The following is a 24,395-nucleotide window of genomic DNA, read 5'->3' on the forward strand; positions in this document are numbered from 1 at the left end:
CCGCTCACAGGGCCCCACCGATCTTGGCGGAAGGTGGGGCCCTGCGCCGTGTCCGGGCCGCCCTGCGCCGGGTGTGGTCTCAGCGCGGGATCGCGGCGGCGAAGCGCCACGGCTGGGAGCGGATCGTCGCGACGGCCCGGGTGATCGCACCGAGGGCGACGACGTCCGCGCCGAGTCGCGAGGCCCGCACGATCGGCGTCGGGGCGTAGGTCCCCTCGTCGAGCCAGGTCTGAGCAGCGACGATGACGGGGGAGGCGACGCGGGCCACGCCTCCGGCGACGACGACCTCGTCCACGTCGAGCAGGCTGCCGAGCAGGACGCACACCCGCCCGAGGCGCTCCCCGAGACGTTCGACGAGTCTGCCGGCGTAGGCGTCGCCCGAGGCTGCGGCGTCGATGATGCGGCCGACGTCGAGGGTGCCGATCGGCATCCGGGCGAGCGGGGAGGCTGCCGGCACCGCCCCGGATCGTTGATCCTCCTCCAGCCACGACCGTGCCGCACCGTCGAGGCCCTCCGGCGAACCGACACCCTCGACCATGCCGAGCACGCGGAGTTCGCCTGCGCCGCCGGCCCCGCCGTGCAGCAGCACGCCGTCGACGATGAGTCCCGCGCCGAAGCTCGCCTCGGCCAGGAGGACGGCGATGGATTCGCGTGCCACCTCCCCGAGGGCGCGCTCGGCCGTGGCTGCGAGGTTGGCATCGTTCTCGAGCACGACGTCGCCCCAGGGGCCGAGGCGGCTCGCGAAGTCGGGGTTCATCCGGGCCCAGTAGTCGTGATCGCCGCGCGGGGAGCGGCCGTGCGCGTCCACCGGTGCCGGGACGCCGACAGCGGTCACGAGCACCTGCCCCGGGGTCGCGCCGGCCTGCGCGGTCGCCTCCTCGACGACGGTCCGTGCGGTCGCGAGGCGGAGGTCTGGGTCTTCGTCGCCGCCCACGATGGGGCGTTCGGCCCGGCCGACGACCTCACCACGGAGCGTCGCGACGAGTGCTGCGACCCGGTGCTGCCCCACGTCGAGTCCGACCACGAACGCGGTGTCCGCGGCGAGTTCGTACCGCCTGGCTGGTCGTCCCCGCCGGTAGTCACCGGCGGCCCGGGCGTCGTCGAGCTCACGGATCCAGCCGCGGTCGGCGAGGGCATCGCAGGCGTTCAGCACGGTGGCACGGGTCAGACCGGTCCCATCCATGACGTCACTCGCCGTGAACGCACCATGGTCGAAGGCGTAGGCGGCGACGAGTTCGACACTCGCCCTGCCCGTCTCGATCCCCGGTTCCGCCATGGGGCGACTGTAGCAGGGTTGCATTACTAGATATGGCCGCTATATTTAGTGGCGAAGGTCGACCACCGCCGGTCACGACAGTGCTCGGCTCCGCACCCCGAAAGGAACCGTCCGAGCATGAGCACCAGTACCGCCCCGACATCATCAGACGCTCCGGACCTCCGGGTCGGCGTCATCGGCCTCGGCTTCGCCGGGACCACGCACCTGGACGCCTTCACCGCGCTCCCCGGTGCCACCGTCGTCGCCCTGTCCGGCCAGGAACCGGCGCGCCTCGCCGAGCTGGCCGAGAGCCGTGGGGTCCCCGAGACCTACGCCGACTGGGAGGACCTCGTCGCCCGCGACGACCTCGACATCGTCTCGATCGGCGTGCCGAACGCCCTGCACCACCCGATCGCCGTGGCCGCGCTCCGGAGCGGCAAGCACGTCTTCTGCGAGAAGCCGCTCGCCACGACCGCCGACCTCGCCGCCGAGATGGTGGAGGCCGCGACCGCCGCCGACCGCGTCCTCGAGGTCGCGTACAACCACCGCCGTCGTGCTGACGTCGCCTACCTCGCGCGCTACCTCGCCGAGGAGCCGATCGGTCGCGTCTACCACTCGCGTGCCTCCTGGCTCCGTCGCCAGGGTGTGCCCGGCATCGACTCCTGGTTCACGAACAAGGCCGCGGCCGGTGGCGGGCCGCTCATCGACCTCGGCTCCCACGTGCTCGACATCGCGCTGTCGCTCCTCGGCGAGCCGCGCGTGACGCACGTCTCGGCCGTCGCGTACAACGAGCTCGGCCGCGCCGGTCGCGGTGGCTCCTCCGGCGGCGGTCCGGTCTCGAGCCGGTCCACGCACGCCTTCGACGTCGAGGACTTCGCGTCCGCCCTCCTGCGGTTCGAGGACGGCGGCAGCCTGCAGCTCGAGGCGTCGTGGGCGTCCTACTCGAAGGCCCACGAGGACATCTCGGTCGAGCTCCTCGGTTCGGAGGGCGGCGTCCGCCTCCACGTCGACAACTACAACACCGAGGGAACGGTCACGATCTACCGCGACGTCGCCGGTGCGCCGACGATCGAACGTCCCGCGGTCCAGGTCCCGGCCGGCCACCATCAGTCGGTCATCGCGGAGTTCCTCGACACCATCCGCGCGGGTGAGACCGCCGGCGGTGAGCTCCGGTTCGCCGGTCACCACGGCGAGTATGCCCTGCACCGCAGCCGCGTCATCGACGCCGCCTACGCCTCGGCCGCCGCCGGGCACGAACTGGAGGTCCCCGCATGAGCACCACGACACCGATCCGCATCCGCGTCTGGAACGAGTTCGTCCACGAGTCCCGCGGTGACGCCGTGGTGCTCGGCCACTACCCCGACGGCATCCACGTAGTGATCGCGGCGGGCCTCGAGGAGTCGCTCGGCGACGCCGTGTCCGTCTCGACCGCGACCCTCCAGGATCCCGAGCACGGTCTCACCGAGGAGGTCCTCGCGAACACCGACGTCCTCTTCTGGTGGGGGCACATCGCCCACGACCAGGTCTCCGACGAGGTCGTCGAGCGGGTCGTGCGCCACGTCCACGCCGGTATGGGCATCGTCGTGCTGCACTCCGGGCACTACTCGCGGGTCTTCCAGCGGCTGATGGGCACGAGCTGCGCCCTCAAGTGGCGGAACGACGGCGAGCGAGAGCTCGTCTGGACGGTGCTCCCGGACCACCCGATTGCGCAGGGCGTCCCGCACCCGATCGTCATCGACCGCCAGGAGATGTACGGCGAGCAGTTCGACATCCCGCGTCCCGACGAGGAGGTGTTCCTCTCCACCTTCGCCGGCGGCGAGGTGTTCCGCTCGGGTGTCGCGTACCACCGCGGTCGCGGGCGCGTGTTCTACTTCTCGCCCGGTGACCAGGAGTACCCGGTCTACCACCACCCCGACATCCGTCGAGTGCTGGCGAATGCGGCCGAGTGGGCCCGCCCGACGATCGAGCGCACGCCGCCGACCGCGGACCAGCACCCGAGGGACTGGTTCCTGAACTAGCGCGTCCGCATCCCTGACACCAGCCCCTCCACCGATCCGTCGGGCAGCGAGAGGCTGGTGGCAGGCCGATCGGCCGACCACCGGACGATGAGGGAGGACGACATGCCCGGGAAGCAGAACCCGTCACTGAAGGACCCCGAGCTCTACGAGAAGCTCCGTGACGACGGCGCGTCGAAGGGCAAGGCCGCTCGGATCTCGAACGCCGCCGCGAAGGAGGGGCGCTCGACGATCGGGGAGAAGGGCGGCGAGGCCGGGTCCTACGAGGACTGGACGGTCGCGCAGCTCCGTGAGCGCGCAAAGGAGATCGGCCTGACCGGCTACTCCGGCAAGCGGAAGAGCGAGCTCATCTCGATGCTCCGCGACAGCTGAACAGGCGGCGCGATCGCCCGGGCTACTTCGCCTGGGCGGTCGCGTCGTCGCCGGTCGTCGCGTGCACGACGACCTCGCCGGTGTTCGCCTCGTGCATGAAGCCTTCGAGCAGTGCGCGGTCCATTTCGCCGACCTCGTCGGAGTCGAAGGAGAACTGCAGGGCGATCGCCGGGTGCAGCCAGAGCGTCGTGCGTCCGTCGCTGGTGGAGTCTTGTCGGATCGTGAGCGCGAACGACTCGTTCCGCCTGAGCTTCATGAGCGCGATCGTCTTGACATGGGCGAGCGTTCGATCGTCGAGCCGAACGCGTGCATCGCCGGTGCCGTAGACCAGTTGTCCCATGGGATCCCTCGACTTCCGACCCCTGCGATGGCCGACGACGCGAGCGGCCGACTGCTGTGCGCATCCCGACGGGGTCCGGGCCGGTGAAGCGCTCTCTCAGGATACGAGACATTCTTGGCGCGCGCCCGATTATCCACAAGGCGATGACTGTTCGCCGACGCGCATTGTCCGCTGCCCGAGCCATCCGCGCAATGGCCCGGGCGCCCCCATCTCTGCGCGCTAGCGTGGCACACCTGAGAAAGGGGCTGACGATGGGATTCCTTCGCCTCGGTGCGCTCCGATCACAGGTCGACGACCAGACGCTCGCCCAACTGGAACGCGTGATCCTCACCCGCATGCTCGGCGAGCGCTCGTTCCGACTGCAGCTCCACCGTGGGCGCTTCCAATCGTCCGAGCCGGTCACCGTGTCGCCCGAGCAGCCGATCGTCTTCGCGTTCGACGCGGAGTTCGAGCCACCGATCGACGAGCGCATGGCCGCCGAGATGCTCGAGGAGATCGAGATCACGGGCGGATTGCACGTCGTCGTCGCCTGACCAGCAGCAGACCGACACCAGTACCACATCGAAACCACCACCACAGGAAGCAGGAGCGACATGAGCGACTTCACCGGAGCAGACGCATTGGGTACCGACCCGGACATGGTGGTCGGCACGCCGCCCACCGAGGTCCCGGACGAGTCGACGGATGAGGACACGGCGGACGAGCCGGACGTGCTCGAGCAGCCGGACACGGCGCCGTTGGAGGACCCCGACGCTCGCTGACCCCGTCAGACGTGGAAGCGCCGCNCGGGGTCCGCGCCCGGCCGCACGGCCGCGTCGTCGCGGATGTCGATCCGGGTCACGCCGTCGCCCTGGTCGGTGACGTCGATGCGGGGAGCCGCGTCGGCTTCGGTCGCGTTCGGGGCGGTCGTCAGCTGGTCGTGGCGGTTCTCGTCGTGCGTGTTGGGAGTCTGGTCGCTGTCGGTCATGCCCAGACGATAGCGCACGGGCACCGGTGCCTCCCGGTATACCCTCCGGGTTGCGGATGCAAGGTCTGCCGTCTCGACCGCCCAGGTTCCCACAATGGACCTATGAGAAAGCTGCACTACGCCAGCGGCTATCTGCTGATGGCCGACAAGACCTGTAAAGCGCTGCTGCGATACGCACGAGCCCTCTCCCAGAGCGGTGAGTCCGACATCGTGATGGTACCGACCATCTCGGAAGGCGGCAGCCTGGGATACGCCCACCTCCTCATCGGACCGGCGAGCCAACTGTTCTCGACGCCCGTCGAGAATGCTTCGGAGGAACCGTTCGACGAACAGACCATCGTCGAACTCGAACAGCGGACCGCCGAGCTGCAACCGGCGCGACCGGAGTGGGCGACGGAACTCACGGACATCGACGACCTGGAGTTCGACGAACGTTCGAGGTGAGCAGGGCCGGAGACCCGGTCGGCGAGGTTCAGACGCGCGGGCCCGGCTCCGGCACGAGGACGAGCCCCTGGTTCGAGTCGGCGCTGATCGCGAGCGCATCGAGCCAGGCGCGGTTGAGTTCGACCGGGACGCTGCCCGCGTACTTGAACCGGAGGGACATCGCCGGGTGGAGCCAGATCGTCGTCCGGCCGTCGCCTGACCGAGGGTCGTCCTTCCACCCGAAGTAGAACGCTTCGCCGCGACGCAACTTCGCGCCGATGACCTGTTGCAGGTGGGCGAGGACGCGGTCGTCGAACGTCACCGACACGTCTGCGTCGTAGATCATCTTGCCCATGGGTTCTCCTGCTCCACTCTCCGGTTTCCACCGTAAGCCCGGTCCCGCGGAAGTGCCACGATGCCCGAGGGGGTTGCGAACCGGCGCGAGTCACCGGACCTGACACGCCGAAGCGGCACCGGCGCGATGCCGGTGCCGCTCAGCGGTGGTGCGCGATCGCTCAGACGCTGAGCGGCAGCGCCTCCGCGATCGAGGTGCGGTGTAGAACGTCCCAGCGGCTGGTGTAGCTGCGCTCGGGGAGTGAGCGGAGCGCCTCGACCAGGTGGGGCGGGAGCAGGTCGCGGCGGGCCTCACGCGTCAGGTCGCTGGGGCGGCAGGGGTACTCCATGCCGCGCAGGAATTCGTCGAGCTCGGTGAACACGAGCATCTCCTCTCTGGGCGCGTCGTGGCACCCGATGTCAGGCGGGCCGGCTGCGTCGACCGGTCGTCAGACCGCCGTGCCCTCCTTCGAGTGTCGTTCCCGTTCGGCCGTTCGGCGCGCTCTTGCCTTTCCGCCGTCGAGCTGCTACTCGACGGGGCCCGGGCGTCCGGACTAGCGTGTGCCCATGACGAAGCTCAGGGTCCACAATCTCGCCGTGTCGCTCGACGGGTTCGCCACGGGCGAGGGGCAGTCCTTCGAGACCCCGTTCGGCCACGCCCAGCACCGGCTCATGCAGTGGTTCTTCCCGACCCGCACCTTCGTGTCCATGAGCGGGCATGAGGACGAGTCGGTCGGCGCCGGGTCACGCGGGGTCGACGATGCGTTCGCAGCGGCCACCGGTGACCGCATCGGCGTCGAGATCATGGGCCGCCGGAAGTTCGGTCCGCAGCTCGGCCCGTGGGAGGACGAGAGCTGGCGGGGATGGTGGGGTGAGGAACCGCCGTTCCACACGCCGGTCGTCGTGCTGACCCATCATGAACGCCCGGACCTGGTGGTCGGTGAGACGACGTTCCTCTTCCGCGACCTGTCCGCCGTCGACGCGTTGTCGTTCGCGACGTCGCTCGCCGACGGACTGGACGTCCGTCTCGGCGGAGGACCGACGACGGTCCGCCAGTTCCTCGAGGCCGACCTCGTCGATCATCTCCACGTCGTGGTCGTCCCGATCCTGCTCGGTCGTGGGGTGCGGCTCTGGGACGGGCTCGAAGGCCTCGAGGAGCGGTTCACGGTCGAGGTGACCGCCTCGCCGAGTGGCGTCGTGCACGCTGTGTTCACGCGGAAGCCGCGCTGAAGGTCGATCGAGGCCGGTGACCGGGCCTCAGAGCTCGAGGCGTCGCTCCACGATGTCGCGGGCGACGTCCGCCAGCGGACGACGGCGACTCCGCGCGTACTTGCGGATCACCTCGAACGCCGCTTCCACCGAGATCGCAGCGGTGTAGGCGACGACGCCCTTCGCCTGCTCGATGACGACCCTCGATTGCAGCGCGGACTCCAATTGACCACGGGTCGCGTCGCTCTCGCGAATCGTGCGCTCGTGCAGGATGCCGATGGTCGCCACGTCGGCCATCGCCTGCGCGGCCCGGGACTCGTACCGGTCGAAAGCCTCCGACGCCGTGCGGAACAGGTTGAGCGTGCCGATGGTCGTCCGGCGGAGTCGCAGGGGGAACGCGTGAGCCGAGTGGAATCCGGCGGTCACCGCGACCTCGGCGAATCTCGGCCACTCGGTCGCGACGGTGGCGATCTCGGGGATCGACACCGGCCTCGCGTCACGGAAGCTGTCGATGCACGGGCCTTCGTCCGCACTCAGCTGGATGAGTTCCACGAGCTTCCCGGACTCGCTCGTCGACGTGATCAGTTCGAGGTCGCCGTGCGGGTCCGCCAGGAGGATGCCGGAGGCCTGGACGTCGAGGAGGTCGACGGTGGCGTCGACCAGGATCTGCAGCAGGTCGACGACGTCGTAGTCGTCCACCAGGGTGTCGGCGAGCGTCGCGAACACGTCGAGCAGGGCGGTCGAGTGACGGAGCTCGGAACCGGTCCCGTCGTCGCCGCGCGCGTTCATCGCTCGTCTTCGATCGTCTCGTCGCGCAGCACGTAGCCGGTGCGACGTTCGAGGATGTCTTCGGCGACCTCCGACATCGAGCGGTTCTGGGCGAAGGCCTGAGCCTGGATCAGGAGGTGGGCGTCGTCGGGGGAGAGCCCGAGCTGCGCGATCACGAACCCGGTCGCCTGGTGGATCCGGCGTCGGGCGTGGGGTTTGAGCTGCGTCGTGTCGGGAAGGCTCGCGAGTTCGAGGGTGCGTCGGAGCACGTACCGGCTGAGCGGGCCGGTGAGGGACATCATGTCTTCGACCGCCTGCGTGTCCAGCGTGCGCTCTTGGGCGTCGTACAGCTCGACCGCGCCCACCTGGAGCGGCCCGACGCGGAGCGGGAAGGCGAAGATGGAGCCGACCGCGTGGTCGCGGAGAGCCTCGGTGAACGACGGCCAGGAGTCGTAGCCGTTCCGCTTGACGGCCTCCTCGAGCACCGGGCGGCCGCTGCCGACGGCATCCCAGCAGGGGCCCTCCGAGAGGTCGAACTGGAGTTCGTCGATCAACGCGATCTGCTCGTCGCTCGCGGCGATCGTCTCGGAGCTCAGGGTGTCGCCGAGTGTCGCGATCGAGACGCCGCTGAGGGGCATGAGCCGCAGGATCGGCTCCACCAGCTGGTCGTCCTCGTCGACCCGGTCGAGTGCGCTGTACACGATGGCGAAGGTGTCGCTCATGTCCGCATTCCTTCCGGGCTCGAGGGTGGTCTCCGCTCATCGTACGGCCATCCCTCCACGATCGCCGGGTGATGATCCGTCCTGGCTGGGAAAGCAAGGGGCCGCCCCGGCGGCGTGGATTCGCCTAACGTGGCGTCATGCCTCTGACGACGACAACCCCACCGCGCCCCTCCGCCAACCGGTCCGCAGCAACCGATCGGCCGGCACGATGAGCCGCGGGGTCGCCGTCGTCACCGGCGGAACCGCAGGGCTCGGTCGCGCGACCGTCCGTGAGCTCGCCGCCCGTGGCTGGGACGTCGCGGTCCTGGCCCGCGGTGAGGACGGACTCGCCGCCACCGTCGCCGAGGTCGAGCAGGCCGGGCGTCGCGGGCTGGGCGTCCCGACGGACGTCGCCGACCGGGAGGCTGTCGAGCAGGCGGCGGAGCGGGTCGAGGCGGAACTCGGACCGATCGAACTCTGGGTGAACTGCGCCATGGTCGGCGTCTTCGGGGACTTCCTCACGACCGAACCGGCGGACTTCGAGCGCGCCGTCGCCGTCAACTTCTTCGGCTTCGTCAACGGCACCCGGGCCGCCCTCTCGCGCATGGTCCCGCGTGACCGTGGGCACGTGATCCAGGTCGGTTCCGCCCTCGCCCACCGCGGCATCCCGTTGCAGGCCGCGTACTGCGGGTCCAAGTTCGGCGCCCGAGGCTTCACGGAGTCGGTGACCGCCGAACTGCTCCACGACGGCAGCAACGTCAAGCTCTCGACCGTGGACATGCCGGCGCTCAACACCATCCAGTTCAGCTGGGTGAAGTCGCAGCTGCCCGAGCACCCGCAGCCGGTGCCGCCGATCTACCAGCCCGAGGTCGGCGCGACCGCCATCGCCGACGTCGCAGACCGACCGCGGCGACGCACCTGGGTGGGGGAGTCCACCGTCGGCACGATCCTCGGTGACCGCTTCGCCGGCGGATTCCTCGACTGGTTCCTCGCCAGGACCGGATACTCCGGGCAGCTTGCGCCGGACAAGCACGACCCGCGCCTGCCGGACAACGTCTATACGCCGGCCCCCGGCGACCACGGCGCCCGTGGCGTGTTCAGCGACAAGGCCCACTCGTGGAGCCCGCAGACCTGGGCCATCCGCCACCGGCGGGCCGTGTACGCGACCGCCGCCGGCACCCTCGCAGCGGGTGTCGCCCTCGTGGCCGGCGCGGCGAAGCGGCGCTGAGCACGATGGCGCGGCGCGAGCAGTTCGACGCGGTGGTCGTCGGCGCGGGCCCCAACGGGCTCGCGGCCGCGGTGACCCTCGCGCGGGCCGGCCTGCACGTGCAGGTGGTCGAGCGGGGCGACACGATCGGTGGTGGTGCCAGGACCGCCGAGCTGACGTTGCCCGGCTTCCACCACGACATCTGCTCCGCGGTCCACCCGATGGCGCTCGCGTCCGGGTTCTTCCGATCCTTCGGCCTCGAGCGCCGCATCGACCTCGTCGTGCCGGATATTTCCTACGCCCACCCGCTCGACGGTGGACGGGCCGGGATCGCCTACCGCGACATCGACCGCACCGCCGAGGCCCTCGGACGTGACGGTGCGGCCTGGCGCTCGCTCATGGGCCCGCTCGCCGCCGACGCCGACCGCGTCTCGCAGTTCACCGGCGGCAAGCTCCTGCAGGTGCCGCGCCACCCGGTCACGGTCGCACGCTTCGGCCTCCGCGCCCTCGAGCAGGGGAGCCCGGCCTGGAACCTCCGGTTCCGCGAGGAGACGGCCCCGGCCATGCTCAGCGGTGTCGCCGCCCACTCCATCCGGCCGATGCCGAGCCTGTCCACCTCGGCCGCCGCCCTGTCGCTCGGCGCGTATGCGCACGCCCGCGGTTGGCCCATCCCCGTCGGCGGCAGCCAAGCGATCGTCGACGCGCTCGCCGCCGACCTGCTGGCCCACGGCGGTGAGATCGTCACCGGAACCGAGGTGCGCTCCATCGACGAGCTACCGTCCGCCCGCGCCGTCCTGTTCGACACGACGCCGAAGGCGCTCGCCGAGATCGCGGGCAGCCGACTGCCCGACGCCTACCTCCGTCGTCTCTCCCGGTTCCGGTACGGCGACGGCGTGGCCAAGGTCGACTTCGCGCTCTCAGGTCCCGTCCCGTGGACGAACCCTGAACTGGCCCGGGCCGGCACGCTCCACCTCGGCGGCACCCGCCCGGAGATCGCCGCCGCCGAGCGCGACGTCGCCCGCGGTCGGCACAGCGAGTCGCCCTACGTCCTCGTGTCGCAGCCCGACGTCGGCGATCCTGGTCGCGCTCCCGGTGACGCCCAGGTCCTCTGGGCGTACACGCACGTGCCGAGCGGGTCCGGTCTCGACCAGACCGAGGCGATCACCCGGCAGATCGAGCGCTTCGCCCCCGGGTTCCGCGACGTGATCCTGACGTCGGCGTCGATGACCGCCCGCGACATGGCGCGGTACAACCCGAACTACGTGCTCGGCGACATCGCGGCCGGCGCTGCGAGCTTCGCGCAGCTCGTCGCGCGTCCCGTGCTCTCCAACGACCCGTGGCGGACGCCGACGCCGGGGATCTTCCTCTGCTCCTCGTCGACCCCGCCCGGCCCGGGCGTCCACGGTCTCGCCGGCTGGCACGCCGCCCGCAGCGCCCTCCGCTCGGTCTTTGGCCGCGACCGCATGCCGTCGCTCGCGCCCGACCGACCGCGTCCGACCTCCTGACCTCGTCCCTGCTCCAGCGAAAGGAACACCACCGTGTCCCACACCACTCGAATCCTCGACTGCCCGCCCGACCGTGTCTTCGCCGTCCTCGCCGACGGCTGGCTCTTCCCGGCGTGGGTGGTCGGTGCGTCCCGCATGCGCGACGTCGGTGACCGGTGGCCGCACGTGGGTGGGAAGCTGCACCACTCCTTCGGTGTCTGGCCGGCGGTGCTGAACGACGAGACGACCGTGCTCCAGTGGGACGCGCCGCACCGGTTCGTCATCCAGCCGAAGGGGTGGCCGCTCGGTGAGGCCCGCGTCGCGGTCGAGGTCGAGCCGCACGAGCGCGGGTGCATCGTCCACCTGCATGAGCACGCCGTGACGGGCCCTGGTGCGCTGATCCCGGTCTGGCTCCTCGACATCGGGCTGCACATCCGCAACATCGAGACGCTGCGCCGACTCGCCCACCTCGCTGAGGGCGGTGCCGGCGGCACCCACCTCGTGGAGGCGGCCGAGCCGACGGCCGAAGATCGGAAGCGCGCCGAGTTCCCGAAGCGATCGTTGTTCGCGCGGGTGGCGTCGGTCCTCGTCGTCGCCGTGCCGGTGGTCGCGGTGGTGCGCAAGCTCGCCCGCTGACGGTGTCCGGTCATGCCCGCCGCAAGTGATCCGGCCGACGCCCTGCCCGGGGACGGGCGAGACGAGACGCTGAACGAGCGTTCCGACCGCAACTGGTCGGAGCTGCTGCAGGAGTTCCGCGTGTTGCAGACGGGTACGCAGATCCTCGCGGGCTTCCTGCTGACGCTGCCGTTCCAGCCGCGGTTCACCGAGCTCAGTGGATTCGACCATGTGCTGTACCTCGTCCTCGTGGTCCTGGCAGTGACGGTCACGCTCCTCGCGCTCGCCCCGGTGATCATGCACCGGTTGGTGTTCCGGCAGCTGGCGAAGCCACAGCTGGTGCGGCTGTCCAGCAGCATCCTCATGGTGTGTCTCGGGGCGGCGTCGCTGCTGTTCGCGGGGATCGTCCTGTTCGTCTTCGACTTCGTCGTGTCGCCCGCGGTCGGCTTGTGGGCGGGTGGGGTCGTGGTCGTCGTCATCGGGCTGGTGTGGATCGTCGGCCCGCGCCTGATCCGGGGTGCGCGCGACCGCGTGTCCTGAGGAGATCGACGCGCCCGCGGTGAGCCCCGAGAATGGGACGATGCCCGAAACCTGCACCTTCTGCCGCATCCTGCGTGACGAGCCCGCCGACGTCACCTGGGTGGAACGCGAGGACGAGGCGGTCGCTTTCCGGCCGTTGCCCGAGTCGGAGCTCGCGCCCGGCCACACCCTGGTGGTGCCGCGGGCGCACAGCGTCGGCCTGCTCGACGCCGATCCGCGAGCCCTGCAGGCGACGACCGCCCTCGCTCAGCGGGTGGGACGCGCGATGCGGGCGGCGCTTGGCGCGACCGGGGTCGTCGTGCTGAGTGCGTCCGGTGCCGATGCCGGGCAGAGCGTCCCCCACCTCCATCTCCACGTCGTGCCGTGCTGGGACGACGACGGGGTCACGTTCTGGCCCGAGGGTCGCTCGAAGCACCGGGTCGACGGCGACCCGCACGAGCTCCTCGCGGAGATGTTCGAGTAGCCGGAGATCGCTGCTCCTTGAGTTGACCTCAAGACCGATTGAGGTTCTACGGTTGAAGCATGACCATTCCCACCACGCCGTCCGCTGATCCCGATGCCCTCGCCCGCGCCGCGACCGTCGACGGGTTCAAGACGGCGTTCCGTGACCACCCGGCGGGCGTCGCGTTGATCAGTGCCTCGACCGATCGGGGAGACGTCGGGCTGACGGCGTCATCGGTCGCGTCGGTGGCCGTCGACCCGCCGATGCTGTCCTTCTCGGTCACGCGGGCGACGGGATCCGCGGGCGGACTGCTCAGCGCGGGAACGGTCGTCGTCCACCTCCTGGCGGACCACCACCTGGAGGTCGCGAAGGCGTTCGCCAAGACGGGGGAGCCGCGCTTCACCCCGGAACAGCACTGGGAGCGACTCGCGACCGGCGAGCCCTACCTGCCGAGCGCCCGTGCGGCGCTGCGCTGCCGGATCGTACAGACGGTACCGGCCGGCAGCTCGATGCTCGTCATCGCCGAGGTGCTGGAGGTCATCCCGCCCGGCACGGACGCGCCGGCGCTCGTCTACCAGAACCGCAACTTCCACCGCCTGGAGTCCGACCCGCTGGGCTGATCAGGCGAGGAGCGCGATCGGGCCGATGTCCGCGATCGCCTCGATGACCCGCTCGGGGTGCTCGGCGATCCGGTTGAGGACGTAGAGCCACCACTCGGGTCCGTAGACGAGGTATTCGCGCGTCGTGAACCCGCGGCGGCGGAGGTCGTCGAGCAGTTCGGTGCCGAGTCCGTGCAGCATCTCGAACTCCACGTGCGGCTGACGGAGGTCGTCGCCGAGCGCGCCCTCGAGTGCGGCGACGAGGTTCGCGTCGTGGGTGGCGAGGTTGACCCGGTGACCCGACCCCACGAGTCGCGTGACCATGCTGATGTAGGCGGCGGTCATCGGTGCGGAGTCGCGGGGGTAGGCCACCTCGGTCGATTCGAGGAAGGCGCCCTTGACGACACGGATCGGCCCGGGCCGATGCAGCACGCGGTCGAGGTCCGCGGGGGTGCGGTGCAGTCTCGCCTGCAGGGTGATGCCGGTCTCCGGGAAGGCGTCGGCGATCTGCTCGAAGAGCGACAGCACCAGGTCCGTGCGGTCGGAACCCTCGGCGGAGATCATGAGCGAGGTGCCGGCGTCCCGTGCCGCCTGTGCGAGCGCCAGGCCGTTGCGCAGGCCGAGCTCGGGCGAGACGACGGAACCGATGTGGGAGAGGTCGAGCGAGATGGTCGCGGTCTGGTCGGATTCGCTGATCCGGCGGGCGAGGTCGATGAACTCCGCGGTCTGCTCGTCGGCGACACGTGCGTCGCGGACGGACTCGCCGACGAGCTCGATGCTCCAGCGATGCCCACGATCGGCGTTCGCTTCGAGGAGCCGCAAGGCCGAGGCCGCGTCCTCGCCGGCGATGTATCGCAGGGCGGCCCGCTTGGCCACGGCGGCGGCTTCAGGGTGAGCGAGGACCCGTGCTTTGAGGTCCTCGTCGAGGGCCCAGGTTCGCAGGGTGTCGGCGGCGCGCGACAGCGTCTCGTCGTTCATCAGCATGCTTCGACCCTATCCAGTCGTGGGTGGCGGTCCGGTCGGCACCGGGGTCTGGGCTGCACCGAGGTCTGGGCTGCGTCGAGGTCTGGGCTGCGTCGAGGTCTGGGCTGCGTCGCCTGTGCGCGCTACGCTCGCTCACGTGGCGAGCTTCGAGGAGAAACCGATCCTGGACCTCACGCTCGATGAGTGGGAGGCCTACCTCGCTGGCGCGCCGAGCGACGCAGGCGTGCGGTTGAAGCTGCGGAAGAAGACCTCGAAGGCGTCGGGGATCACCTGGTCGGAGGCACTGGACGTCGCCCTCTGTTACGGATGGATCGACGGACAGAGCAAACGGTTCGACGACGACTACACGCTGCAGGCGTTCACCCCGCGGCGGAAGAGCAGCCCGTGGTCGCAGATCAACCGGGAGCACGTCGCCCGCCTCATCGAGGAGGGGCGGATGCGTCCCGGTGGGCTCGCGGAGATCGAACGCGCCAAGGCCGACGGGCGGTGGGACGTGGCGTACCGGCAGAAGGACGCCGTCGCACCGGATGACCTCCAGGCGGCGCTCGAAGCGAACCCCGAGGCGGCGGCGTACTTCGCGACGCTCGGCCGCACGGACCGCTTCCGCGTGTTCTTCCGCCTGAGCAACATCAAGACGCCCGCGATCAGGGCCGCGCGCATCGTGGACGTGGTCGAGAAGGCCGCTCGGGGCGAGCAGCACTACCGCTGATCGGGGCATGCTCTGCATTTCGCGCGTGGCAGTCGTCCGAGACCATCGGCGCGAATCGGCAGCAACGTGTAGACAAGAGCCATGACCGATCGATCACGGCTGTACATCTCGGCGGATCTGGAGGGGGCGGCGACCGTCGTCTCGCCGGACGACGTTGCGCGAGGAGGGTTCGGGTTCGACGCCGCCAGATCGCAATTGACACGCGAGGTCAACGCTGCCATTCACGGAGCACTCGAGGTCGACAATGGGTTGCAGATCGTCGTCTCGGACGCGCACGGTACCTATCGGAACATCGACCCGCTGGAACTGGATGACCGCGCTCGCCTGCTCCAGGGCAAGCCTCGTCCGCTCGCCATGATGTCGGGTGTTCGCTCGGGGGATGGCGTCATGCTGATCGGATACCACGCGAGGGCTGGAATGGGCGGTGTCCTCAGCCACACCATCGACGATGCCGTTCGCGACGTGCGGTGCAACGGAAGCTCCTTCGGAGAGGCCGGGTTGAGCGCCTTGCTCGCGACGGAGGTCGGGGCGTCGATTCTTCTTGCTTCTGGAGACGACGCCCTGGCAGCGGAGCTGGCTGCGCTGGCACCCGGGCTTCCGGTCGTGCAGACGAAGGAAACAGTGTCCGCAGGGGCCGCGGTCTCCGAGCATCCGCTGAGCGTGTGCACCGCGATCGAAGAGGCTTCCAAGCAGGCCGTCGACGCATGGTCGGGCGAGCACGTCCAGGTGCAGGGATCATCGCGCAGGGAGGTCCACCTCGAGGTCGAGTTCGGTCATCCTATCCACGCGGATCGAGCGGAGCTGCCGCCGCCCGTCACGCGTCTCGATCCCATGACCGTGACCGTGACGTGCGGGTCGGTGACCGAAGCCTATCGATGGGTGCGCTCGTTGATCATGCTTGCCACCGGCTCATGAACGCCCAGGGTGTGCCAATCCGGAGCAGCTCATGTTGATCGGGCGTCGAACGCGGATGTTTCCCTCGGCGGTGTGGCCGGTCGTCCACGAGGAGCGTCGGCGGCTCGTCGCGGACCTGTCGGTGCTGAGCGACGAGCAGTGGGGGAGGCCGTCGCTCTGCACGGGATGGGATGTGCATGACGTCGTCGCCCATCTCGTCGATTCGGCGAAGACGACGCGGCTGGGATTCGCCCGACGACTCATCGCCGCGCGGTTCGATTTCGACCTCGACAATGAACGCGGGGTCGAGCGGGAGCGGCGGAACGATCCGCAGGAGACGCTCCGCGCCCTGGCGGACGCCACCGAGCTGAGGCGCACCCCGCCGGCGAACCTCGCGACCAGGCTCGTCGAGGCCATCGTGCACGGCGAGGACGTCCGTCGGCCGCTCGGCATCAGCGCGGACTACCCGATAGCCGCGGTCCTGGTGGCGTTGGAGTACCAGCTCCGGACCGGCGTCTCGATGGGCGGCGGCAAGGAACGCGTCCGGGGCGTCCGGCTCGTCGCCGAGGACGCCGGGGTGAGCTGGGGTGCGGGCGACGAGGTCCGGGGATCGGCGCTCGACCTCTTGCTCGCGGTGTCAGGGCGACCGACCGGGCTGGCGTTGCCCGGGAGGTGAGGAAGAAGCTGGAAGTCTCCCGCATGCACCTTCCCCGTTGACCGACGTGCCTGGGCTCGGCTGCCCTTCGACAGGCTCAGGGACCGAAATGCATCCGAGCACAGTCCAGCCCGGTCCTTGAGCTTGTCGAAGGGCGCACGAAGGACCCCTCGACAGGCTCAAGGACCGAGACGGTTCGGGCACACCTCTTCCGGTCACTGAGCTTGTCGAAGTGCCCACGAGGAACCCTCCGACAGGCTCAGGGACCGAAATGGTTCGGGCACACTTCTTCCGGTCACTGAGCTTGTCGAAGTGCCCACGAGGACCCACCCCCTTCGACAGGCTCAGGGACCGGCGGAGGTCAGAACGGCGCGGGATCGGGTTCCGTCCGGTGGTGTTTCCCATCGGGTGTCGTCCAGTCGAGGACCCCGCGGGGTCCGTGGTCGAGGTTCCATCCTGGGAGGTGCTTCATGCGGTGGTGATGTCGACACAGGCAGGCAAGATTGCCAACACCTGTCGTCCCGCCGTCCTCCCACGCGACCGAATGATCGAGATCACACGCTCTGGCCCGTCTGCCGCAGCCCGGTGCCCGACAAGTGCCGTCCCGCAGCCGGACCGCCCGCTGGAGGTCGGCCGGGACCCGGTACTGGTTCCGCCCGACTGAGAGGACCGCACCCGTCTCCGGTTGGACGAGGATCCGGGTGAAGCTGGGGGCGTTCACCGCGATACGGGCGGCGGTCTCGGGGTCGATCGGACCGTAGCCGTCGAGCATGCCGGGTGCGTCGGAGACGCCGGCCATGGTGAGCGCCGGGACGGTGATCTGCACGGTCGGTTTGATGTGCTCCTGCACCTCGATGGGGTGCGGGAGGACCGGGCTCGACATGACGTCTTCCGGGGTGACGCCGGTGAGCGCGAGCGCCGCTAGGGCGTCGGCCTGCAGTTGTGCGCAGGTGCGCGTATCTCCTGCTGCTCGCGACTTCGCCGCCGCTGCTTCGACCCGCTCGACGAGCCCCTGGGCGATCGGGGCGGTGGTGAAGAGGTGCACCCACGCCATGCCATCGGCTGCGGGCTCGAACTCGACCCGGCGGTCGGCCTCCGACCGCCGGGCGCGTGCGGTGATGGACTCGGGGTGGAGTCGCTCGCGGAGCTTGCGGGCGCGCTTGCGGAGGTTCGCGTTGGTCGTCTGCTCGGCGACCGGCAGGACTTCCGCGAGGAACGCTGCCCGCCCAGCGATCGGCACGTCACTGAGTTGGTCGATGATCGTCTGCGCGTGCCGGGCCGAGATGCGCCCGGCCTCGAGCGACTCGAGCACTGCTGGGGCTTCATTGACGAGGCGTTCCGCGTCGTTCGTCGCCCGCTGGACCGTCTGCTCAGGCGTTCGGGTCGCCATGGCGAGGGCCGCGCAGGTGGAGCGGCGGGAGAGCGCAAGGCGCTCGGCCGGCGGGAAGATCGCCGGGACCGTGGCGTCGGCGAAGGCGTCCGCGTAGGCGGCAGAGCGGGCGAGGAGCCGGGCCTCCTCGGCGTCCAGAGCCGCGCGGCGGCGGTGGATGTCCGCGAAGGCATCCGAGAACTCCGCCAACTGCGCGGCGTACTCGTCACCAGCTCGAACTGCGGAGGCGGTGGTCTCGGTCATGGAACAAGTCCACCATGGACCACTGACATTCCAGATGCTGAGTTGGCATAGTTGTGGAAGGTGCTCGTGGACCCTTCGACAAGCTTAGGGACCGGGGGAGGTTGGCCGGATTGGCGGGGTATTCCGTGGGCCCTTCGACAGGGTCAGGGACCGGTGGAAGGGTGCCGGATTCGGGGGGTTCCTCGTGTGCCCTTCGACAGGCTCAGGGACCGGGAGAAGATCACCGGAGCAGGAGGTCCCTCGTGGGCCCTTCGACAGGCTCAGGGACCGGGAGAAGATCACCGGAGCAGGAGGTTCCTCGTGGGCCCTTCGACAGGCTCAGGGACCGGGAGAAGATTACCGGAGCAGGAGGTGCCTTGTGGGCCCTTCGACAGGCTCCGGGACCGGGGGGAAGGGTGCCCGATTCGCGGGTCCGCGGGGCGTTCTGCAGGCTCAGGGAGCGGAGGAGGCCTGTCGACGGGCGACCGGCCCAGCGACCGAGCGGGGTCAGACGGCCCGGGCGAGCAGGTCCGCGATGCGCTTCGCGATGGCGTCGTTCCAGGCGGTGACACCGAACGCGGTCGGCCACAGGTCACCGTCGTCGAGCTTCGCGGAGTCGTTGAACCCGATGGTCGCGTAGCGCGCCTTGAACTTCGCCGCCGCCTGGAAGAACACGACCGCCTTGCCGTCGGCACCGACGTAGGCGGGCATGCCGTACCAGGTCTTGGCCGCGAGGCCGGAGTCGCCGCCCATGATCAGCTCATGCAACGGCTCGGCGATCGCGCGGTCGGCGTCCTCCATGTCGGCGATCGCGTCGACGACGGCCTGCAGGGCCTCCTCGCGACTCGCTGCCGCCTTCAGCTCCTTGGCGCGCTCCTTCATCGCCGCGCGTTCCTCGGCGCTGAATCCGCTCTTCGTGCTCGACTGCTTCTCGGCCATGTCGGCGTCCTTCCGTTCGGGGCTGTGGTCCGCCTCTCACGGTAGCCCTGCGAGCCCCGCGGCGCTTCTCGAATCTTGCTCAGCCCAGTGAGTCGCCCAAAAGCGCTCGAAATCAGCCGGAAAGCCGACCGATTCGGGCGACTCAGTCGTCCAGCGCGCCCGGCCCGAGCACCGACTCGACGATGACCCGGATCGCGTACTCGCTCGTCTCGGCGAGGTCGACGTCCGCAGGGTCGATGAGCCACTGGACCTGCAGACCGTCCATGACCGCCAGGATGGACGCCGCCGCACGGTGGATCGTCTCGGGCGCATCCACGCCCCGCTCGGCGCACACCACCTCGAACGCCTCCGCGATCTCACGCCGGAGGGTCCGGTAGCGGTCGTCGAAGTAGTGCCTGGCCGGGTGGTCCTCGGTCACCGACTCCGCCGACAGGACGACGAACGCCTGCACGATCCCGGCGCGCTGCGCGTTCGCGGCTGCGGTGCGGATCAGGTGCTTGAACAGGTCGATACCGCCGGGGATGTGCTGGTCGTCGAGGTCCTGGACGTCCGTCGCGTCGCGGTAGCTGAGCACCTCGAGGAGGAGCTGGTCCTTCGATCCGAAGTGGTGCAGGATGCCCGCCGGCGTCATGTCGACGAGCTCGGCGATGTCGATGAGGGTGCCGTTCGCGTACCCCTTGGCGCCGAAGACGTCGAGCGCGGACCGGACGACCTCGGCTCGTCTCGCCACAGTCGCCGGGCGTGGCTGGGCTGGTCGTTTCGCCGTGTTCTGTCGTTTCACCGTGCTCATGGTGTCCGTTCCGCGGGGGCCTCGATGCGCCCGACACTACCGCGCTTGCCAACTTACTGAATGGTCAGTAAGTTATCACCGAATCCCGACTTGCGCCGCACTGCCGCAGCGCACACCCAAGAGGAGAAAGCGATGAAGCTGAGAACCCCACTGCTGGCCGCGTTCGCGGCCACAGCCCTGCTGCTCACCGGATGCACCGGTGGCGGCGGGTCGAGCGACGGCCCCGAGAGCGGCGCCGCCCTGACGATCGCGAAGCCGGACGGCTCGATCGCCACCGAGTCCAACAACCCCTACGTCGGCGACTCGTCCGCCATGAAGCTCGGCTACATCAACGCGATCCTGGAGCCGCTCGCGATCGTCAACCTCGTCGACCCGAGTGCCGAAGTGAAGCCCTGGCTCGCGTCCGAGATCGCCTGGTCCGACGACTACACCTCCGTCGCCCTGACCGCCCGCGAGGGCGTCACCTGGAACGACGGCGAGGCGTTCAGCGCCGACGACATCGCGTTCACCTTCCAGCAGTTCATCGACCACCCCGAACTCGACAACTCGGCCCTCGGCCTCACCACGGTGGCGACCGAAGGCGACACCGTCACCCTCTCGTTCACGAACCCGATGTTCGTGAAGCAGGACAAGGTGCTCCTCAAGCAGATCGTCCCGAAGCACGTGTGGGAGTCCGTCGACGACCCCGCCACCTTCGAGAACCCGGAGCCCGTCGGCACCGGTCCGTACACGCTGACGAGCTTCAGTACCGAGAGCGTCGAACTCTCCGCCCGCGACGACTACTGGGGTGAGCAGCCGGCCGTGCCGACGCTCTACTACGTGTCGTACAACGACAACACGGCCCTCACCACCGCCCTCGCCAACGGCGACGCCGACTGGGCGCAGGCCTTCATCCCGAACGTGCAGTCCGCGTACCTCGACAAGGACAAGGAGCACAACGTCTACTGGGCGGCCGCCGGTCTCGCCGTCGACGCGATGTTCGTGAACACGCAGACGAAGCCGTTCAACGACCCCGCGTTCCGCCAGGCGGTGAACCTCGTCATCGACCGCGAGCAGCACCAGCAGATCGCCCGCGAGGGCGGTGTCCCCGAGCTCAGCTCGGTGACCGGCCTCCCGACCCCGGCGGGCGACGCGTTCATCGCCTCCGAGTTCGAGGGCGAGGACTACACCGTCGACGCGAAGGCCGCGAAGCAGGTCCTGACCGACGCCGGCTACACCTGGGAGGACGACGTCCTCACCGACCCGTCCGGCGAGGCCGTCACCTTCACGCTGTCGGTGCCGCAGGGCTGGAACGACTACGTGACCGGCATCAGCCTCATCGCCGACTCGGTCAAGACGCTGGGCGTCACCGCCACGGTCGACACCCCCGACCAGGACACCTGGTGGGCGGCGAAGTCGGACGGCGACTTCCAGGCCATCCTGCACTGGACGGACACCGGCGCGACGCCGTACGACCTGTACTCCGACATCATGGACGGCCGCTGGCTCGTCGCCGAGGGTGAGGCGGCCGACTTCAACTTCGGGCGGTACGACGGCCCGGAGGCCACCGCGGCGCTCGCCGCCTACGCCAACGCGACCGACGACGCGACGCGCGCAGCCGCCCTCGAGACGGTGCAGAAGCTGTTCGTCTCCGACGTCCCGGCCATGCCGATCGGCACGCGCCCGTTCATCGGTTCGTACAACACGCGGAACTACACCGGATGGCCGAGCGAGGACGACCCCTACGCGCCCGCCGACCCGACGCAGCCGACCGCGGTCTACATCCTCACGCAGCTCAAGGCCGCGAAGTAGGCACGGGCTCCACGCCGACGGGCGGGGCGCTCATCCGCCCCGCCCGTCACCTCCCGCATGCGCAACGGCATGCACCGCGATCAGCACAGAACGGACTCATGCAGTGACCAACGACGACCTGCTGACGGTGTCCTCCTTCAGCGTCACCTACGACGTGGAACCACCCGTCGAAGCCGTGCGCGACGTCTCGCTCACCCTCCGCCGCGGCGAGATCCTCGGCCTGGCCGGCGAGTCCGGCTGCGGGAAGACCACCCTCGCCTACGGCCTGCAACGGCTCCTCAAACCACCGGCGGTCATCACGGGCGGGACCGCTGTCTTCCACGACGAGTCCGGCGAGGACATCGACCTCGGCCGGCTGGGCGAGGAAGAGATGCGCGCGTTCCGCTGGGACAAGGCCTCCATGGTGTTCCAGGGCGCGATGAACGCCCTCAACCCGGTCACCTCGATCGGGCGGCAGCTCGACGACGTCTTCACCACGCACCGCCGAGGCATGTCGCGCGCTGAGCGTCGCGAGGAGGCGGGCAAGCTGCTCGACATCGTCGGCGTCGGCCGCGACCGCCTGAAGTCCTACCCGCACGAGCTCTCCGGCGGCATGCGTCAGCGGGTCATGATCGCGATGGCGCTCGCCCTGAAGCCGCAGCTGATGATCATGGACGAGCCGACCACCGCGCTCGACGTGCTCGTGCAGCGCGAGATCCTCCAACAGATCTCCGAGCTCCGCACCGAGTTCGGCTTCTCGGTCATCTTCATCACCCACGACCTCCCGCTGCTCCTCGAGATCTCCGACCGCATCGCCGTCATGCGTGCCGGCCGAATCGTCGAGATCGACACGGCGGAACGCATCTACCGACAGGCGAAGGACCCGTACACGCGGAAGCTGCTCGCGTCCTTCCCGAGCCTCACCGGCGAGCGCGGCGACTTCGTCCGTGGAACCGGTGCCGCCACGTCGGCCACCCAGGCAGGAGTGACCGCATGACCACCCTCGAGTTCTCACACGTCTCGAAGCGCTACCGGGTCCGTGGTTCCGGCCACATGCTCGCGCTCGACGACGTCAGTTTCACCCTGCGGTCCGGCCAGACGCTCGCCCTCGTCGGTCAGTCCGGCAGTGGCAAGTCGACCATCGCGAAGATCCTCACCCAGTTGGAACGGGCGACGAGCGGCGACATCCTGCTCGACGGCAAGGCGATCCCGCGTCGTGGTCGTGCACTCCGCCGCTACCGCCAGCAGGTCCGCATGGTCTTCCAGGACCCGTTCGCCTCGCTGAACCCGTCGCACACGATCCGCCACCACCTGGAGCGACCGCTGCGCCTCGACCACGTCGTCCCCGAGGCCGAGGTGGAGGACGAGGTGCACCGCCTCCTCGAGCGCGTGCAGCTCGACCCGGCCGGCACGATCGACCGCCGGCCCCACGAACTGTCCGGCGGTCAGCGCCAGCGGGTCGCCATCGCCCGCGCACTCGCGTCGCGTCCGTCCCTCCTCATCGCCGACGAGCCGGTCTCGATGCTCGACGTCTCCATCCGGCTGGGTGTCCTCAACCTCCTGGCCGAGTTGCAGCGCGAGTCGCAACTCGGCGTGCTCTACATCACGCACGACCTCGCGACCGCGCGGCACTTCAGCGACGAGATCATGGTCCTGCATCACGGCGAGGTGGTCGAGCGAGGCCCGGCCGACGACGTGATCCTCCGCCCGCAGCACCCCTACACGCTCGCCCTCCGCAACGCGTCGCCCGACCCCGACCGCCACTTCGCGGGAACGGAGACCATCGCATGACCTTCTTCCTCCGTCGCGCCGCCTTCTACGCGTTCACCGCGTGGGCCGCGATCACGATCAACTTCTTCCTGCCACGGATGCTCAAGGGCGACCCCGTCTCGGCGTACATCGCCAAGAACCAGGGCCGCATCAGCCCCGAGGCAGCGGACTCACTGCGCACCCTGTTCGGACTCGACGCCGACAAGTCGATGCTCGAGCAGTACCTCGACTACTGGCGGCTCCTCTTCTCAGGCGACCTCGGACGGTCCTTCTCGAAGGGGCTCGCGCCCGTCACCGACGTGATCGCCGCCGCCCTCCCGTGGACCGTTGGTCTCGTCGGGATCGCGACGATCCTGTCGTTCGTCCTCGGCACGTCGATCGGCGCCCTCATCGGATGGCGACGCGGCAGCAAGGCGGACTTCATCGTCCCGCTGTCCACCTTCTTCTCGACGGTGCCGTACTTCTGGATGGGCCTCATCGCGATCGCGGTGTTCTCCACCCTGCTCGGCTGGTTCCCCGCCTCCCACGCCTACGGCAAGGGGTCGAGGCCCGAGTTCTCGCTCGACTTCTTCGGGCAGGTGATCGCGCACGGCTTCCTGCCGGCGGCGACGATCGTACTCGCCTCGCTCGGCGGCTGGATCCTCGGCATGCGCAACATGATGGTCACCGTCCTCGACGAGGACTACGTGACCGTCGCCCAGGCGAAGGGACTGCCGACCCGGCGGGTGCTCGTCGACTACGCCGCACGCAACGCGATGCTGCCGCAGCTGTCGAGCTTCGCCCTGTCGCTCGGCTTCATCGTCGGCGGCACGATCGTCATGGAGATGGTCTTCTCCTACCCGGGCGTCGGCAAGCTGCTGCTCGACGCCACGACGGCGAAGGACTACCCGCTCATGCAGGGGCTCTTCCTCGTCATCACGCTCACCGTCCTCGTCGCGAACATCCTGGCCGACGTCGCCTACGCGGTGCTCGACCCCCGCACCCGCCAGATGGAGTCCTGAC

The 24,395-nt window shown here is 69.6% G+C and carries 30 protein-coding genes; 20 read left to right on the forward strand and 10 right to left on the reverse strand.

What is annotated here, in order from left to right:
• Positions 1–79: 79 nt before the first annotated feature.
• On the reverse strand, positions 80–1,276 hold the full coding sequence (locus IFU30_RS03795; protein ID WP_164486911.1) for an ROK family transcriptional regulator: 1,197 nt from the start codon (positions 1,274–1,276) through the stop codon (positions 80–82).
• A 117-nt stretch (positions 1,277–1,393) separates the two neighbouring features.
• On the opposite strand from IFU30_RS03795, the gene IFU30_RS03800 reads away from it, so the two are divergent.
• The 3 genes from IFU30_RS03800 to IFU30_RS03810 all read left to right on the forward strand — a co-directional run bounded on the left by IFU30_RS03800 (position 1,394) and on the right by IFU30_RS03810 (position 3,642).
• Positions 1,394–2,530, forward strand: a complete 1,137-nt coding sequence (locus IFU30_RS03800) for a Gfo/Idh/MocA family protein (RefSeq protein ID WP_192004369.1) — start codon at positions 1,394–1,396, stop codon at positions 2,528–2,530.
• Positions 2,527–3,273: a ThuA domain-containing protein gene (locus IFU30_RS03805; RefSeq protein WP_191940321.1), complete on the forward strand. Its 747-nt coding sequence runs from the start codon at positions 2,527–2,529 to the stop codon at positions 3,271–3,273. The genes IFU30_RS03800 and IFU30_RS03805 overlap by 4 nt, the downstream gene beginning before the upstream one ends.
• Positions 3,274–3,375: 102 nt before the next feature.
• Positions 3,376–3,642, forward strand: a complete 267-nt coding sequence (locus IFU30_RS03810) for a DUF7218 family protein (protein ID WP_192004370.1) — start codon at positions 3,376–3,378, stop codon at positions 3,640–3,642.
• Positions 3,643–3,664: 22 nt separating this feature from the next.
• Here IFU30_RS03810 and IFU30_RS03815 read toward each other — a convergent pair whose 3' ends face one another.
• Positions 3,665–3,982: a DUF7882 family protein gene (locus tag IFU30_RS03815; RefSeq protein WP_124768476.1), complete on the reverse strand. Its 318-nt coding sequence runs from the start codon at positions 3,980–3,982 to the stop codon at positions 3,665–3,667.
• A gap of 251 nt (positions 3,983–4,233) precedes the next feature.
• On the opposite strand from IFU30_RS03815, the gene IFU30_RS03820 reads away from it, so the two are divergent.
• From IFU30_RS03820 to IFU30_RS03835, 3 genes are all read left to right on the forward strand, one after another.
• On the forward strand, positions 4,234–4,515 hold the full coding sequence (locus tag IFU30_RS03820) for a DUF7882 family protein (RefSeq protein WP_064297054.1): 282 nt from the start codon (positions 4,234–4,236) through the stop codon (positions 4,513–4,515).
• 60 nt (positions 4,516–4,575) lie between these two features.
• Entirely contained in the window at positions 4,576–4,743 is a 168-nt protein-coding gene (locus IFU30_RS03825) for a hypothetical protein (protein WP_164486912.1), read from the forward strand.
• A gap of 308 nt (positions 4,744–5,051) precedes the next feature.
• On the forward strand, positions 5,052–5,393 hold the full coding sequence (locus IFU30_RS03835) for a hypothetical protein (protein ID WP_138946167.1): 342 nt from the start codon (positions 5,052–5,054) through the stop codon (positions 5,391–5,393).
• Positions 5,394–5,421: 28 nt separating this feature from the next.
• On the opposite strand, the gene IFU30_RS03840 is transcribed toward IFU30_RS03835, so the two are convergent.
• Positions 5,422–5,727, reverse strand: a complete 306-nt coding sequence (locus tag IFU30_RS03840) for a DUF7882 family protein (RefSeq protein ID WP_138946168.1) — start codon at positions 5,725–5,727, stop codon at positions 5,422–5,424.
• Positions 5,728–5,887: 160 nt separating this feature from the next.
• Positions 5,888–6,088, reverse strand: a complete 201-nt coding sequence (locus IFU30_RS03845; protein WP_192004371.1) for a DUF2795 domain-containing protein — start codon at positions 6,086–6,088, stop codon at positions 5,888–5,890.
• 184 nt (positions 6,089–6,272) lie between these two features.
• On the opposite strand from IFU30_RS03845, the gene IFU30_RS03850 reads away from it, so the two are divergent.
• Positions 6,273–6,935, forward strand: a complete 663-nt coding sequence (locus IFU30_RS03850) for a dihydrofolate reductase family protein (protein ID WP_192004372.1) — start codon at positions 6,273–6,275, stop codon at positions 6,933–6,935.
• A 27-nt stretch (positions 6,936–6,962) separates the two neighbouring features.
• On the opposite strand, the gene IFU30_RS03855 is transcribed toward IFU30_RS03850, so the two are convergent.
• Together IFU30_RS03855 and IFU30_RS03860 are read right to left on the reverse strand one after the other, a co-directional pair.
• Positions 6,963–7,703, reverse strand: a complete 741-nt coding sequence (locus IFU30_RS03855) for a GAF and ANTAR domain-containing protein (RefSeq protein ID WP_192004373.1) — start codon at positions 7,701–7,703, stop codon at positions 6,963–6,965.
• The gene (locus IFU30_RS03860) at positions 7,700–8,404 is read right to left on the reverse strand and encodes a GAF and ANTAR domain-containing protein (protein ID WP_192004374.1); all 705 of its coding nucleotides are present in this window, start codon (positions 8,402–8,404) and stop codon (positions 7,700–7,702) included. Before IFU30_RS03860 ends, IFU30_RS03855 begins: the two co-directional genes overlap by 4 nt.
• Before the next feature lie 208 nt (positions 8,405–8,612).
• On the opposite strand from IFU30_RS03860, the gene IFU30_RS03865 reads away from it, so the two are divergent.
• The 6 genes from IFU30_RS03865 to IFU30_RS03890 are packed head-to-tail and all read left to right on the forward strand — an operon-like array spanning position 8,613 to position 13,291.
• A complete protein-coding gene (locus IFU30_RS03865) occupies positions 8,613–9,611 on the forward strand; it encodes an SDR family oxidoreductase (RefSeq protein WP_192004375.1) in 999 nt (332 codons plus the stop codon).
• A 5-nt stretch (positions 9,612–9,616) separates the two neighbouring features.
• Positions 9,617–11,095, forward strand: coding sequence for a phytoene desaturase family protein (locus IFU30_RS03870; RefSeq protein WP_192004376.1), 1,479 nt, complete (start codon positions 9,617–9,619; stop codon positions 11,093–11,095).
• A gap of 33 nt (positions 11,096–11,128) precedes the next feature.
• The gene (locus IFU30_RS03875) at positions 11,129–11,710 is read left to right on the forward strand and encodes an SRPBCC family protein (RefSeq protein WP_192004377.1); all 582 of its coding nucleotides are present in this window, start codon (positions 11,129–11,131) and stop codon (positions 11,708–11,710) included.
• Between the two features lie 12 nt (positions 11,711–11,722).
• Complete coding sequence (locus IFU30_RS03880; protein ID WP_124768486.1) at positions 11,723–12,229, forward strand: DUF6328 family protein; 507 nt, start codon at positions 11,723–11,725, stop codon at positions 12,227–12,229.
• Between the two features lie 40 nt (positions 12,230–12,269).
• A complete protein-coding gene (locus tag IFU30_RS03885) occupies positions 12,270–12,692 on the forward strand; it encodes an HIT family protein (RefSeq protein WP_124768487.1) in 423 nt (140 codons plus the stop codon).
• A gap of 59 nt (positions 12,693–12,751) precedes the next feature.
• Entirely contained in the window at positions 12,752–13,291 is a 540-nt protein-coding gene (locus IFU30_RS03890) for a flavin reductase family protein (RefSeq protein WP_082916284.1), read from the forward strand.
• On the opposite strand, the gene IFU30_RS03895 is transcribed toward IFU30_RS03890, so the two are convergent.
• Positions 13,292–14,254 (reverse strand): proline dehydrogenase family protein, encoded by a 963-nt coding sequence (locus tag IFU30_RS03895; RefSeq protein ID WP_197977374.1) that lies wholly within the window; start codon positions 14,252–14,254, stop codon positions 13,292–13,294.
• 136 nt (positions 14,255–14,390) lie between these two features.
• Between IFU30_RS03895 and IFU30_RS03900 the strand changes: the two genes are divergently transcribed.
• From IFU30_RS03900 to IFU30_RS03910, 3 genes are all read left to right on the forward strand, one after another.
• Complete coding sequence (locus tag IFU30_RS03900; protein WP_192004378.1) at positions 14,391–14,963, forward strand: YdeI/OmpD-associated family protein; 573 nt, start codon at positions 14,391–14,393, stop codon at positions 14,961–14,963.
• A gap of 81 nt (positions 14,964–15,044) precedes the next feature.
• Complete coding sequence (locus IFU30_RS03905; protein ID WP_192004379.1) at positions 15,045–15,878, forward strand: M55 family metallopeptidase; 834 nt, start codon at positions 15,045–15,047, stop codon at positions 15,876–15,878.
• Positions 15,879–15,933: 55 nt separating this feature from the next.
• Positions 15,934–16,533: a maleylpyruvate isomerase family mycothiol-dependent enzyme gene (locus IFU30_RS03910; protein ID WP_192004380.1), complete on the forward strand. Its 600-nt coding sequence runs from the start codon at positions 15,934–15,936 to the stop codon at positions 16,531–16,533.
• 340 nt (positions 16,534–16,873) lie between these two features.
• Here IFU30_RS03910 and IFU30_RS03915 read toward each other — a convergent pair whose 3' ends face one another.
• The 3 genes from IFU30_RS03915 to IFU30_RS03925 all read right to left on the reverse strand — a co-directional run bounded on the left by IFU30_RS03915 (position 16,874) and on the right by IFU30_RS03925 (position 19,853).
• Positions 16,874–18,145, reverse strand: coding sequence for an HNH endonuclease signature motif containing protein (locus IFU30_RS03915; protein ID WP_192004381.1), 1,272 nt, complete (start codon positions 18,143–18,145; stop codon positions 16,874–16,876).
• 486 nt (positions 18,146–18,631) lie between these two features.
• Positions 18,632–19,063 carry a hypothetical protein gene (locus IFU30_RS03920; RefSeq protein WP_192004382.1) on the reverse strand — a complete coding sequence of 144 codons (432 nt, stop codon included), beginning with the start codon at positions 19,061–19,063 and terminating at the stop codon, positions 18,632–18,634.
• A gap of 142 nt (positions 19,064–19,205) precedes the next feature.
• Positions 19,206–19,853, reverse strand: coding sequence for a TetR/AcrR family transcriptional regulator (locus IFU30_RS03925; RefSeq protein ID WP_191940330.1), 648 nt, complete (start codon positions 19,851–19,853; stop codon positions 19,206–19,208).
• Between the two features lie 132 nt (positions 19,854–19,985).
• Between IFU30_RS03925 and IFU30_RS03930 the strand changes: the two genes are divergently transcribed.
• From IFU30_RS03930 to IFU30_RS03945, 4 genes are all read left to right on the forward strand, one after another.
• On the forward strand, positions 19,986–21,644 hold the full coding sequence (locus IFU30_RS03930; RefSeq protein ID WP_192004383.1) for an ABC transporter substrate-binding protein: 1,659 nt from the start codon (positions 19,986–19,988) through the stop codon (positions 21,642–21,644).
• A 103-nt stretch (positions 21,645–21,747) separates the two neighbouring features.
• Entirely contained in the window at positions 21,748–22,620 is an 873-nt protein-coding gene (locus IFU30_RS03935; RefSeq protein ID WP_192004384.1) for an ATP-binding cassette domain-containing protein, read from the forward strand.
• Positions 22,617–23,414 (forward strand): ABC transporter ATP-binding protein, encoded by a 798-nt coding sequence (locus tag IFU30_RS03940; protein WP_056009243.1) that lies wholly within the window; start codon positions 22,617–22,619, stop codon positions 23,412–23,414. The genes IFU30_RS03935 and IFU30_RS03940 overlap by 4 nt, the downstream gene beginning before the upstream one ends.
• Complete coding sequence (locus IFU30_RS03945; RefSeq protein WP_079704856.1) at positions 23,411–24,394, forward strand: ABC transporter permease; 984 nt, start codon at positions 23,411–23,413, stop codon at positions 24,392–24,394. Before IFU30_RS03940 ends, IFU30_RS03945 begins: the two co-directional genes overlap by 4 nt.
• Position 24,395 lies beyond the last annotated feature (1 nt).

Source organism: Plantibacter sp. CFBP 8798, assembly GCF_014841195.1.
GTDB classification, from domain to species: Bacteria; Actinomycetota; Actinomycetes; order Actinomycetales; family Microbacteriaceae; genus Plantibacter; species Plantibacter auratus.